This is a genomic window from Streptococcus oralis (assembly GCF_001578705.1).
GTDB classification, from domain to species: Bacteria; Bacillota; Bacilli; order Lactobacillales; family Streptococcaceae; genus Streptococcus; species Streptococcus oralis_J.
In genome coordinates, this window is record NZ_KQ969037.1 from 468945 (window position 1) to 481297 (window position 12353).

The 12353-nt window shown below is 40.1% G+C and carries 12 protein-coding genes; 2 read left to right on the forward strand and 10 right to left on the reverse strand.

Translation table 11 applies throughout. The annotated features are described in order from the left end of the window. Nucleotides 1–171 precede the first annotated feature (171 nt). Both nrdF and SORDD05_RS02295 read left to right on the forward strand, forming a co-directional pair. Nucleotides 172–1134, forward strand: a complete 963-nt coding sequence (nrdF, locus tag SORDD05_RS02290; RefSeq protein ID WP_061416911.1) for a class 1b ribonucleoside-diphosphate reductase subunit beta — start codon at nucleotides 172–174, stop codon at nucleotides 1132–1134. A gap of 138 nt (nucleotides 1135–1272) precedes the next feature. Beyond that, nucleotides 1273–2040 carry a DeoR/GlpR family DNA-binding transcription regulator gene (locus tag SORDD05_RS02295; protein ID WP_061416912.1) on the forward strand — a complete coding sequence of 256 codons (768 nt, stop codon included), beginning with the start codon at nucleotides 1273–1275 and terminating at the stop codon, nucleotides 2038–2040. Between the two features lie 39 nt (nucleotides 2041–2079). On the opposite strand, the gene lacG is transcribed toward SORDD05_RS02295, so the two are convergent. The 10 genes from lacG to SORDD05_RS02345 form a co-directional block, all read right to left on the reverse strand. Next, a complete protein-coding gene (gene lacG, locus SORDD05_RS02300; protein ID WP_061416913.1) occupies nucleotides 2080–3486 on the reverse strand; it encodes a 6-phospho-beta-galactosidase in 1407 nt (468 codons plus the stop codon). Between the two features lie 84 nt (nucleotides 3487–3570). Continuing rightward, complete coding sequence (locus tag SORDD05_RS02305) at nucleotides 3571–5265, reverse strand: lactose-specific PTS transporter subunit EIIC (RefSeq protein ID WP_061416914.1); 1695 nt, start codon at nucleotides 5263–5265, stop codon at nucleotides 3571–3573. Continuing rightward, nucleotides 5265–5582, reverse strand: coding sequence for a PTS lactose/cellobiose transporter subunit IIA (locus SORDD05_RS02310; protein WP_001078319.1), 318 nt, complete (start codon nucleotides 5580–5582; stop codon nucleotides 5265–5267). The genes SORDD05_RS02305 and SORDD05_RS02310 overlap by 1 nt, the downstream gene beginning before the upstream one ends. A gap of 35 nt (nucleotides 5583–5617) precedes the next feature. Beyond that, nucleotides 5618–6454 carry a PRD domain-containing protein gene (locus SORDD05_RS02315; RefSeq protein ID WP_061416915.1) on the reverse strand — a complete coding sequence of 279 codons (837 nt, stop codon included), beginning with the start codon at nucleotides 6452–6454 and terminating at the stop codon, nucleotides 5618–5620. Between the two features lie 235 nt (nucleotides 6455–6689). Continuing rightward, on the reverse strand, nucleotides 6690–7670 hold the full coding sequence (gene lacD, locus SORDD05_RS02320; protein WP_061416916.1) for a tagatose-bisphosphate aldolase: 981 nt from the start codon (nucleotides 7668–7670) through the stop codon (nucleotides 6690–6692). A 1-nt stretch (nucleotide 7671) separates the two neighbouring features. Further along, nucleotides 7672–8601, reverse strand: a complete 930-nt coding sequence (locus tag SORDD05_RS02325; protein ID WP_061416917.1) for a tagatose-6-phosphate kinase — start codon at nucleotides 8599–8601, stop codon at nucleotides 7672–7674. A gap of 10 nt (nucleotides 8602–8611) precedes the next feature. After that, a complete protein-coding gene (lacB, locus tag SORDD05_RS02330) occupies nucleotides 8612–9127 on the reverse strand; it encodes a galactose-6-phosphate isomerase subunit LacB (RefSeq protein WP_045499324.1) in 516 nt (171 codons plus the stop codon). Nucleotides 9128–9157: 30 nt separating this feature from the next. Beyond that, nucleotides 9158–9583 carry a galactose-6-phosphate isomerase subunit LacA gene (gene lacA, locus SORDD05_RS02335; RefSeq protein ID WP_000029277.1) on the reverse strand — a complete coding sequence of 142 codons (426 nt, stop codon included), beginning with the start codon at nucleotides 9581–9583 and terminating at the stop codon, nucleotides 9158–9160. Nucleotides 9584–9873: 290 nt separating this feature from the next. Next, nucleotides 9874–10770, reverse strand: a complete 897-nt coding sequence (locus SORDD05_RS09775) for an aldose 1-epimerase family protein (protein WP_081102444.1) — start codon at nucleotides 10768–10770, stop codon at nucleotides 9874–9876. 107 nt (nucleotides 10771–10877) lie between these two features. Next, nucleotides 10878–12353: a PTS galactitol transporter subunit IIC gene (locus SORDD05_RS02345; protein WP_000382509.1), complete on the reverse strand. Its 1476-nt coding sequence runs from the start codon at nucleotides 12351–12353 to the stop codon at nucleotides 10878–10880.

The window sequence follows — 12353 nt, forward strand, 5'->3', positions numbered from 1 at the left end:
TTCTCATACTACTGATTAAGTTACCCGCCAGACAAAACTTGATAAGTATCTTAAATACTATGAAAAACTAAAAAGTCGGTCTTCCGACTTTTTGTGCGATACTCTTCTCAGACTATGATAAAATAGAGATGATTTGACAATCGCATTATTACATACAGAAAGAGATTTCAAATGGAAACTTACTACAAAGCCATTAACTGGAATGCCATCGAAGATGTCATCGACAAATCAACTTGGGAAAAGCTAACGGAGCAATTCTGGCTCGATACGCGTATCCCCTTGTCAAATGACCTAGACGACTGGAGAAAACTATCAATCAAAGAAAAAGACTTGGTTGGAAAAGTCTTTGGTGGTTTGACCCTTTTAGATACCATGCAATCTGAAACAGGGGTTCAAGCGCTTCGCTCAGACATCCGTACACCCCATGAGGAAGCTGTTTTTAACAACATTCAGTTTATGGAATCTGTCCACGCAAAATCCTATTCTTCTATCTTTTCAACCTTGAATACTAAGGCTGAAATCGAAGAAATCTTTGAATGGACCAACACTAACCCCTACCTACAAAGAAAAGCGGAAATTATCAATGAAATCTATCTCAATGGTAGCCCGCTAGAAAAGAAAGTTGCCAGCGTTTTCCTTGAAACCTTCCTCTTCTACTCTGGTTTCTTTACACCACTCTACTATCTCGGTAACAACAAACTGGCCAACGTTGCGGAAATCATCAAACTGATCATCCGTGATGAGTCTGTTCATGGAACTTACATTGGTTACAAATTCCAACTTGGTTTTAACGAATTGCCTGAAGAAGAGCAAGAAAAACTTAAAGAATGGATGTACGACCTGCTCTATACCCTCTACGAGAACGAAGAAGGTTATACTGAAAGTCTCTATGACGGTGTTGGTTGGACCGAAGAAGTTAAAACTTTCCTTCGCTACAATGCCAATAAGGCCCTTATGAACCTAGGACAAGATCCACTCTTCCCAGATTCAGCTGATGATGTCAATCCTATCGTCATGAACGGTATTTCAACAGGAACTTCTAACCACGACTTCTTCTCTCAAGTCGGAAATGGTTACCTCCTTGGTGAAGTTGAAGCCATGCAAGACGAGGATTACAACTACGGTTTAGACTAATTTAACCAATCATTCAAAATATCATGGTTTGTTTAAAACAACCATGGTATTTTTGTTTTTGTTTTATTTTGTTTTTTCTATTTGATTGATTGAGCGTTTTATGGTAAGATAATAATAGTAGAAATCGAGGTGATAAGGATGCTAAAGCAAGAAAAACTAGATAGTATTCTAGAAGCAGTAAACACAAAAGGCACTATTACTGTAAAAGAGATTATGGAGAGTCTTGATGTGTCAGATATGACAGCTCGCCGCTACTTACAAGAATTGGCAGATAAGGATTTGCTGGTTCGTGTGCACGGTGGCGCTGAAAAACTTCGTACAGGTTCTCTCTTAAACAACGAACGCTCAAATGTTGAAAAACAAGGCTTGCAGATTGCTGAAAAACAAGAAATTAGCCGTTTTGCTGGTCATTTGATTGACGAAGGTGAAACCATTTTTATCGGACCAGGAACAACCTTAGAATGTTTTGCTCGTGAGCTCCCGATCGATAACATTCGTGTTGTAACAAACAGTCTTCCAGTTTTTCTCATCCTAAACGAACGAAAATTAACAGATTTGATCTTGATTGGCGGAAATTATCGCTCTATCACTGGTGCTTTTGTAGGGACACTTACCTTGCAGGATTTGACAAACCTTCAGTTTTCTAAGGCATTTGTTAGCTGTAATGGTATTAAGGATAAGGCAATTGCTACTTTCAGTGAAGAAGAGGGCGAGGTACAACGAATCGCCTTGAACAATGCCAATAAAAAATACTTACTGGCAGACCACAGTAAGTTTAATAAGTTTGATTTTTACACTTTCTACAATATCTCAGAGATTGATACCATCGTTTCAGATGCCAAACTGAGTCAGGAGACATTTGAAGAACTGTCGAAACAAACAACCATTCTTTTATCAAAACCATAAAAATTCCCCTGCCTTTTGGCGGGGAATTTTTGTTGAATTTTAATCAATAAGTTGTGTCTCAGCTAGTTTCTTGTACCAGTGAGCCGATTTCTTTGGATAGCGCTCCTGGGTTTCAAAATCAACATAGAAGAGGCCGTAACGCTTTTCATAGCCATTTGACCAAGAAAAGACATCCATCAGAGACCAGATAAAGTAGCCTTTGACATTGGCTCCATCAGAGATTGCATCTGCAATCACTTCCATATGTTTCTTAACATAATCAATCCGTCCATCATCGTAGACTGTCCCATCCACAAACTCATCTTTGTATCCGAGACCATTCTCTGTGATGTAGATTTTCTTGTAATTTGGGTAATCTTTCTTCACGCGCATGATTTGATCATACAAACCTTGAGGATAGATAATCCAGTCCCAGTCCGTACGTGGGACATAGTCAGGCGCCACTCGACGTCCAACTCCCTTAATCTGATACTTAGAGCTTCCTTTTTCACCCTTACCGTTGTGAATGATTTCTGTTTCGCCATCAAAGGCTTGCATCCAATCACTCATGTAGTAGTTAATACCAAGGAAGTCATTCAGGTCTTTTGCAGCTTCTAGCACAGCGAAGTCTTCTTCACGCAGATCTAAACTTCCACCATTGACTGCTAAGATATGGTTGACACCTTCCATGATTTCTTCGGAATATCGTCCTAGATAAGTCGCATCCAAAATAAATTTATTGTGAATGATATCTTCTAACTCGGCTGCACGAACATCTGCTGGATTATCTGGATCCAGAGGATACTTAGTAGGCAGGGCATGAACCACACCAATCTCCCCCATGTATCCCTTATCCTTGAAAAGTTTTACTGCACGCGCATGCGACACCATCATATTGTGATGAGATTGGAAGACTTTGGCAAGGTCGTACTGAATACCTGGAGGGAATTTCCCAACCAAATACTGACCATCTCCTATCGGCCCAATTTCATTAAAAGTAGTCCAATAGTTTACTTCAGGAAATTCTTCAAAACAGAAGGCCGCATAATCCACAAAGTGATCAATGTTTTCTCTGTTCAGGAAATCTCCATTTGAATGAAGTGCTTCTGGCGTGTCAAAGTGATGAAGAGTCACGAAGGGCTCAACATGCCGTTTGTGACATTCTGCAAACAACTTGTGATAGAACTCAACTCCCTTGGCATTGACTTTCCCGTAACCAGTTGGAAAGATACGTGACCAAGCGATTGAAATACGAATACCATTGACACCATACTCTTCTGCTAGTTTGAGGTCAACTGGGTATTTGTGGTAGAAATCACTGGCTGGTTCAGCAGTGTACCAATAGTTATCCTTGAGGTATTTGTCCCAGGCAACAGGTCCTTTACCATCGATATTGGTCGCACCTTCTGCTTGATAGGCTGCTGTTGCTCCGCCAAAAATAAAGTCTTTTGGAAGTGTTTTTGTCATTTGATTCACCTTTCAAGAAATAGAAATGAGATGGAGATATAGTTGGGAGGAGTTCCTCCATCTCACTTCTTCGCTATTTACCTTTTATTCTTCGAACTGCGCTTGAACAAAGGCAAGAGCGCCTTTTCCATCGCGAGTCAGTTTAATGTATTGGCCACCTTCTGTCTTGGCAAGTTTGATACCAAGTTTGTCGGTTTCGGCCTTCATGTCTTCAAAGTTTGAAGCTACTTGAGGAGCAAGGATAACCAGATCAAACTCAGGCAACATTTCACGGTGAGCTCCATAGCCACCAGCTGCTGCTTTAACAGGAACCTTGTACTCCGCAGCTGCCTTGTTTAGAGCATTTGCAAGGAGACCACTTGTACCTCCTCCTGCACAGAGAACGAGAACATTAGTTTCTTCTGTGATTGTATTTTGAGATGTTTCTACACCTGCTTTTTCAAGAATAGCATCTGCTTTGGCTGTATTGAAGTTTGCAGCTACTTTTTCTTTCAATTCATCATTAGCTTTACCAGAACGCTCTTCTTCAAGGATTTGTTCATCATAGACTTTAAGGAATGGATAGTAAATGACAATGTCAACAACGATTAGAAGGGCAGCAAGAATGAACGATAGAACTTGGAAGTTTGTACCGAGAACAATACCGAGCGGACCTGGTGTTGTCCAAGGAAGGTTGGCTGTAAATGAGTTCATGCCAAGCGTCTCAATGAAGAATTTAAAGATCCATACGTTGGCAATTGGCGCAAAGATAAATGGAATAAAGAAGATTGGATTCAAGACAAGCGGTGCACCAAACAAGATTGGTTCATTAACACCAAAGAAAGTTGGAACTACTGAAGCACGTCCGATTGCACGGTTACGTTTTGATTTTGTTAACCACATGAACATGAATGGAACAACCAGTGTCGCACCTGTACCACCCATGGTAACGATAAACATTTGTGTACCAGAAGTAAGAATCTTGTCAGCGTGCATCCCTTGTTGGAGAAGGTTCAAGTTGACTTCGGCATTTGCATAGGTAATAGCTGCGATTGCTGGTTCAACGATAGATGGACCATGGATACCAACAAACCAGAAGAAGGCAAAGGCACCAAAGATAATGGTAATACCTAGATAACCATCAGCAGCAGAGAATAATGGTGCAAAGAATTTACCGATTGATTCAGCTACGCTTGCACCAACAAAATGACGAGCTAGTAAATCGAGAGCATAAAGAGAAACCACTGATAGAGTGAATGGAATCACATCTTTAAAGACTTGTGAGATATTTGGTGGAACTTCGTCAGGCATACGAATAGTGACGTTGTTCTTAACACAAACCTTATAGATTGCTACAGTAACAAAGGCAGCAAGGAAGGCTGAAAGCAAACCTTTTGTCCCCAAAAATCCAGTAGCTAGACCATTTTCGATAGGATCAGCTGCCAACATCAACAAACCAACAATTGCTGCCAAAAGTGTTGACATATAGTTGATTTGATTGGTTTTCTCCATGCTACGGTTTACTGAGTCGGTCAATGACTTAGCTGTTGTACCAGCTACCAAGAGAGCTAGAATCCCCATTGAATAGCTATAAGGTTTCATGAGGAGATTAACAACATCATCAGACCATTTAAAGCCCCATGAGTTTGGTACAAAAGCAATCAAGATAAAGATACTTGAGAAGAGAATAACTGGCATCCCTGCAATGAAACCATCACGAATAGCACGAAGATAGATATTACGAGATAGTTTTTCAAAGAAAGGCTTTCCTTTCTCGATAAATGAAATTAGTTTGTTCATTACTTAACTCCTCTCTTGTAAAGTTCGATTAAATGGTGCATCAAATCTTTTAGCAAAATGGTTGTCATCAAGTGATCCTGACCATGCATCATGGTCACACTATAAGCCAAATCTTCACCAGCTGCTTCCTTGGTCAATAGACTTGTTTGCGCGTGATGAGCCTCGGCGATACAGCCACCAGCTTCCTCGACTAAGCTATCTGCTTTCGCAAAATCTCCAGCTTCAGCAGCCTTCAAGGCTTCCAATAGTTTTGAACGAGCATCGCCAGCATAGGCTACGATTTCAAAACCTAACAATGTTACTTCTTCTCTATTCATGATAGAGTCCTCCTTATATATTCTTTTGTAAAATCTTATGACAGCAAACGTTGTATATGTAGAACTAGATAAACTCGTTCACTTTTATACAAATCAAGACCCGTATGTTGCGTAATCACATCATAAATCTTGGAGCCAATTTCAAAGGCTTTTGGATAGGATTGTTTGATATGGTCTTCCATATCCAGAAGTGATTGGTTATCCTCTCTGGAACGGTCTAAATAATCCAAAAAATAGTTGAGATGAATCATAAAACGATCATAGAAATGATTATTCTCTTTGGTTCGTTGAATAGCGTAACTCTTTAGCACTTCTTCAACATTCCTGAGAATTTCTTTCCTCTTATCAATCGACTCAACCACTTGAACTTCATTCTCCCCTTCGGCATTGATGAAATGATAAGCGATCCGAATAATTTCATCCTCAGGGAAATGATCTGTCAACTTCTGACGATAAATTTCAAAAGCTTCCTTTGCGATTTGAAAAGCGATAGGATACTTGGCAGCAATATCTGGCAGATTGCTATCCTTGTACCTTCCTTGTGTTAGAGCTTGGTAAGAACAGTAAATATGATCTGTCAAGGTTACGTAGAGATACTCTTGAATCGGATAGTGATATTTCTTAGAAAGATTATCAATGATCTCGTAGGTCACTGTGATAAAATCAAGCGGGACATCTTTGAGCAGAGCCATAAAGTTTTCTCTGGACTCTTCGGTCTTCATCCGAAAGATTTTCTCAACCTGATTTTCAGCAATCAAATCCCCCTTCTTCTTTCCAAATGTAATCCCTTTACCAATTACAATCACCTCTTCTCCTTTATCATTTCTGACAAGTGAAACATTGTGATTCATTGGATTTAGAATTCGATACATGTCAACCTCCTTTTATATCTTAAAGGTATATGAGTACAAAAAATGACCACAAATGAACTAGAAAATCCTTTGATTTCTAATCCACCTGTGATCATGCCTAATATTACTTAGTAACACTCACCTTGTATTAACTTGTGATTTAAGTATAGCACAAGTAAGTTATTTTGTAAACCTTTACATGTAACTTTTTTTAAAAATTTTTTTAGATTCATGTTCCTAAACTAGGAGGAAGATTTTACACGCGTTCTTTCCATGAAGTCGCTGTTGTTTGAAGAACCTTGTTGAGTTCGTCAATGTTCTCAAATCCAGTTGTACGCAACCACTCACGAGCTGCTGCCTCACCGTCTTTGATGTAGGCTTCAACTGATCCAGCCCATGTTGCACGTCCGCAAAGAACACCGTTGAAGTTTGCACCTGATTCGTGGGCAAAGACAAGGGTCTCTTGGAAGAGTTTAGCTGATACACCTGCACTCAAGTAGATGTATGGAAGATTTGTTGCTTCGTCTTGAGCTTTGAAGAAGGCTGCTGCTTCTTCGCGTGTATGAACGATTTCACCATCGCCAAAGCCTTCAACGTATTTGACATTGACTGGAACTTCCACTTTCAAGACATCGATATTGAAGCGTGGGTCTGAGAAGACTTTCATGGCACCGATAACCTTGTGTGGTTTTACTTTCGCATATTCTGCAGAACCTGCGTCAGCGATTTTTTCATCGTAAGCGAGGATTTCAAGGAAGAATGGAATATCTTCCGCCACACACTCAGAACCGATGCGTTCGATGTAGGCTTGTTTTTCTTGGTTGAGTTCGTCAGCGCTGTCTACATCATAGTAAAGCAAGAACTTGACTGCATCCGCACCTTGTTCTTTGATGCGTTTTGCAGACCAAACATCCAAGCAGTCAGGCAAGCGTTTGGTGCTTGTTGTGTCGTAACCAGTTTTTTCATAAGCAAGGAGAAGACCAGCATTTGGATCAAGGGCTTTAGTAGCTGGAAGACCATACTCAGGGTCAAGAAGCATAGATGATGCGTATTTGGTCAATTCATCTGCAACCAAGACTTTGAGTTCTTCCATTTGAGCAACTGTTGGCTCTTCCGTTTGGTATTGAGCCATAAGGCGTTTCAAAGCACCACGTTGGTCAAAAGCAAGGGCTGAGATAATGCCGTTCTCGTCAGAGAGTTTTTGCAAGCGTGCACGTTTTTGTTCTGTTAAAACCATTTTATACCTCTTTTACTATTAATTGATCATATAGAGCTTGATAGTTGGCCATATTGACATGACCTGTCATCTTTTCTTGAGCGTTGAGCATACCAAGGACATTTGCCTTGATGAGGAGTTCTGCATCCGATTCCTTATGAAGAAGACCTGATGAAATACCTGCAACAGTAGAATCTCCAGATCCGACAGGATTAACTACTTGAATTCTCGGAATATCTACCTTGTAGAAAGTATCACCGTGTTTTGCAAAAGCACCATTTGCACCAAGTGAAACGATAATCCACTCAATCCCTGCAAATAAAGGCTCTTGAAGAACTTCTTTTAATTCATCCAAATCCTCAGAAACTTCTTTCCCAAGAAGCTGAGACAATTCTTCGTTATTTGGTTTAATTACTGTTGGTTTATGTGGTGATTCAAGGACAGCCTGAAGAGCTGCACCTGAGCAGTCTAGAACAACTGGTTTTCCTGCGCGATTAGCAAGCTCTACCAATCTCGCATAGTAGTCAACTGGAAGACCAGCTGGCAGGCTACCAGAGATAGCTACTACTTCCACAGTATCAAGAAGATTCTCGAAATGAGCCAAGAAATCTTGACCTTCTTGTTCCAGAACTTCAGGTCCTTTCTCAAGAATTTCAGTTTGGTTGTCTCCGTGTAGAATAGCAATACAGTTACGTGTTTCTCCTTGAATTGAGAAGAAACGTTTCGTTACTTTATCGTCGATATGCTCTACTAAAAACTCTCCAAGTTTACCACCGACCAAACCAGTAGCAGCAACAGAATCACCAAATTCTGAAAGCACTCGTGTAACATTGAGCCCTTTACCACCAGCTGTCTTGGTCACGTCCACCACACGGTTGACAGTGTCAATTTTTAATTCATCCAAAGGATAAGAAATATCGATGGATGGATTCATTGTGACTGTTAAAATCATGCGTCACCTCTTAGTCGTGGTATTCACCACGATCCCATTTTTCAAGGAATTCTGTAAAGAAGTTTGCATCTGCTTGATGAGCATTGTGAGTTTCAACGTGCTCAATTTTCGCAATCAATTTTTTGTTTTCTTCTGATGGTTTGTATTCAGCATTGATGAAAGCTTCAATGATATCGCACATGAGCAATTCACCAGTGATTTTACCACCAAAACCAATAACGTTGGCGTTCAATTGTTCTTTTGCATAAAGAGCTGTTGTCATATCACGAACCAAGGCAGAACGAACTCCTGGAACTTTATTTACAGCGTTGTTGATACCAACACCAGTACCACAGATACATACTCCAAGATCAGCTTGGCCGCTAACAACTGCTTCCCCTACTTTTTTACCAAAAATTGGGTAGTGTGTACGAGCATGATCGTAAGTACCAAAGTCAATAACTTCATGTCCTTTTGATTTCAAGAATTCTGAAACCGCCATTTTTTCATCTGTTACGATGTGGTCACATCCAATTGCAATTCTCATTTTTAACTTACCTTTCTTACTGTAATCTAATTAGCACATTTTGTTCAACATGTCGACACGAATTTGGTGACGTCCACCGTCGTATTTACCGTTAACAAAACCTTTAGCGATGTTTTTGGCCAATTCGTCACCAACAAGTTGTGCACCCATAGTGATCATACGTGAGTTGTTGTGGCCGCGAGTCATATAGGCTGAACGTTCATCAGAAACTTCAGCAGCAACCATTCCTTTGATTTTAGTTGCGACCATGAATGGACCAGCACCATAGGCATCAATCACGATACCAAGGTTTTGTTCTTCTTTGTTTACTTCTGCAGCAACAGCAAGAGTCACATCAACAAAATCTTGACCTTCAGCTGTAACATCCACAACGTGGAAGTTTTCTTTTTCCAAGAAGTCTTTCACAACTTCTTTCAATCTCAAACCTGCAGCATCTGCACCGATAACAATAGACATATTGTTTACTCCTTTTTATTTTTCTAGGCCAGTAAAGACTTTTATAGCTAGCAGTTTACCTACAAAAGACTTTCTAGCAGTTTATTGACAAATTTGATTGAATGAGATGAATAACACCTTATCCAAGTCCAGGAAATCAATTTCCTAGAAACAAACTTTCTCTGCGAAAGAGAATATAACAAGCAATTATTTGTTTGTTACAAACACCATTTGTTGTTTACAAACATAATATACTCCTATTTTTGGAAAAAGTCAACAGTTAATGTTTGTTTTTGTGTTTTATTTTTTATTTAAAAGATTTCAATATCAAAACCAATCTGATCAACTTTGCCTGATTCTAAGAGACGAACATTCTTCTTATCTTCTAAATGATCTCCTTCTTCAAGAGATGTTGACAAGCCAGACCATGGTTCAAACGCGATGAAAGGACCTTTATTTAGAGTTGACCAAATGATGAGATTTGAGAACTCTTGGAAGTGTACTTTTAATCCCTTCTCATGCTTACGAGAACGAAGGGCAATTGTTCTGGATTGCAACTCATCCAAAGTCACTGCATCAACACTAAACAAATCGTAACTGAGATCCACTTCCTTTTGTGAATCCAACCATGGACTTCTATCTCGGAAATCCAACATTCCTGTTTCTGGGAAAGGACGTGGAACAGAGCAAGTCTCTTCTTTCTCAAACTCTAAATAGTAATCTTCATAAGTTTCGCTATCTAGCAGAGGACAATTAAATCCTGGATGTCCTCCTATAAAGAATGGCATTACTTTATTGGTTTCTTTATTAAAGACTTTGTATTGAGTACGAACAGTCTTGCCGGTCACTAGATAAGTGATTTCAAGACGGAAATGATAAGGATAGTTTTGATAAGTATTCTCATCATCTTCGATAGCAAAGGTTACGCTGTTTTCTGTTTGACCAATTAATTCAAATTCATTTTTACGGACTAAACCATGACGCGGAATGCTTCCTTTCGTATCCGTTCCATCTTCGTGGCTATAGAAGGCTGTATCCTCTCTCAAAGAGCCACAGATTGGAAAAAGTACTGGAGCTTGCCCACTCCAATAGGTGGCATCTCCTTGCCACAAGTACTCAATTCCATCTCGATCCTTGATAGATGACAAAGCTCCACCTAAGGTTTTAAATTGAACCGTTAACTGATCTGATTTTACTTCAATTACCATAAAATTCTCCAACTATTTTTAGATTTTTATATAAAAAACTAGGTTGCCACTCCCAATGTCGGAAATTGACAACCTAGTTTTCACAATTTACATTTTATAGGAGCGAATTATTTAGCATTTGCTGCGTATTCTTCGTTACGTTTGATCATTTGTTTTCTATACCAAGCAAAGATACCTACATAGAATACAAGGAAGGCTGCTGCACCAAGGATTGCTTTGATATCACCTGTTGTAGCATTACCGATTGCCCAACCAAATAGTTTTTCGATTGGTCCTTCAAGAGTTGAGTGAGTGATCAATTGAGTTTGGCTCACACCTTCTGGGAAGGCACCTACACCCTTAGCAAGTTCAGTTGCAAATGGAGCGATAAGAGTACCTGAAAGAAGGAAGAGTGGCAACAAGAGTGTTCCGAAGATGATCATACGGAGCAATTTACCACGTGTAACAACCAAGAGAGCTGGAGTCACACCCATAGCGATGATACCTGCAAGTGGCAAGATACCATTTCCGACGTTTGAAAGAAGCACTGCTTCTACTAGCATGATTGGAGCAAGTACGTTGGCACAAGCCCAGATTTCAGCACGACCAGCGATGAAAGGCCAGTCAAGACCGATGTTGAATTTACGTCCTTGAAGACGTTTAGTAGCAACGTTTGTAATACCTTGTGAAAGTGGTTCTACGGCTGCGATAAACCAAGATCCGATAAGTGAGAAGAGCTCCAAGCAGACACCGGCAGTCAAACCAAGGCTCAACCAACCTTTAATAACAAGTTCCCATTTATCGGCTCCTTCTACACCAGCAACTGGGTGTGGAGTTCCCATCAAACCAATAACGATACCAAGAATGAAACCGATAAAGAATTTAGATCCCCAGAAACCGATTTTCTTGTTCAATTTTGCCGCGTCAAAGTCATATTTATCAAGACCTGGCAATACTTTATCAAAGATCTTATCCAAAACCATGATAACTGGGTTCATCATGTAGTTCATGTGAGTTGAAGTCATTGGTGATGAACTTGGTGCGTTAAGAAGGTCGTCGAATGTTGGTTTCATCAAGTCAGAGTTGATGATTTTCAAAACACCTACAAGGACAACTGCTGCAGTTGCGATGAAAAGTGAAACTCCTTGGCTAACACCATTGTTGTCTGCGTACCATTTGATCAAAAGACCAGTGATTGACAAGTGCCAGATATCAAAGATATCGACGTCAAGTGTGTCCGTTTTCTTCATTGCAAGCATCACAACGTTGACAATCAACATTACAAGCAAGAAGTAAAGTGTCCAAGCAGATCCCCAAGTGATCGTAGCAAGTGGTGCCCAACCAACGTCAGTGATGTTCAATTGAATACCAGTATTTTCAACGAATTTCGCAAGAGATGCTGAGAAAGCTCCGTTGAGCATACCGATGATAGCACCGATACCAGTAAGAGCGATGGCAAGTTTGATACCACCTTCAAGCGCTTTGGAGAATTTCACTCCAAATAGTAAGGCCAATACTGTCAAGATGATCAGCATGATGATAGGACCACCCATTTCCAAGACTGGCTTGAAAATCTTATTGGCTAGTTCGATAATGACATCCAT

Bases quoted from the DNA above. Each gene is read 5' to 3' on its own strand.
- SORDD05_RS02315 (WP_061416915.1), bottom strand. From the start codon at position 6,454: ATGTATCGAATTCTAAATCCAATGAATCACAATGTTTCACTTGTCAGA.
- lacD (WP_061416916.1), bottom strand. From the start codon at position 7,670: ATGGTTTTAACAGAACAAAAACGTGCACGCTTGCAAAAACTCTCTGAC.
- lacG (WP_061416913.1), bottom strand. From the start codon at position 3,486: ATGACAAAAACACTTCCAAAAGACTTTATTTTTGGCGGAGCAACAGCA.
- SORDD05_RS02295 (WP_061416912.1), top strand. From the start codon at position 1,273: ATGCTAAAGCAAGAAAAACTAGATAGTATTCTAGAAGCAGTAAACACA.
- SORDD05_RS02345 (WP_000382509.1), bottom strand. From the start codon at position 12,353: ATGGATGTCATTATCGAACTAGCCAATAAGATTTTCAAGCCAGTCTTG.
- lacB (WP_045499324.1), bottom strand. From the start codon at position 9,127: ATGAGAATTGCAATTGGATGTGACCACATCGTAACAGATGAAAAAATG.
- SORDD05_RS02305 (WP_061416914.1), bottom strand. From the start codon at position 5,265: ATGAACAAACTAATTTCATTTATCGAGAAAGGAAAGCCTTTCTTTGAA.
- nrdF (WP_061416911.1), top strand. From the start codon at position 172: ATGGAAACTTACTACAAAGCCATTAACTGGAATGCCATCGAAGATGTC.
- lacA (WP_000029277.1), bottom strand. From the start codon at position 9,583: ATGTCTATTGTTATCGGTGCAGATGCTGCAGGTTTGAGATTGAAAGAA.
- SORDD05_RS02325 (WP_061416917.1), bottom strand. From the start codon at position 8,601: ATGATTTTAACAGTCACAATGAATCCATCCATCGATATTTCTTATCCT.
- SORDD05_RS09775 (WP_081102444.1), bottom strand. From the start codon at position 10,770: ATGGTAATTGAAGTAAAATCAGATCAGTTAACGGTTCAATTTAAAACC.
- SORDD05_RS02310 (WP_001078319.1), bottom strand. From the start codon at position 5,582: ATGAATAGAGAAGAAGTAACATTGTTAGGTTTTGAAATCGTAGCCTAT.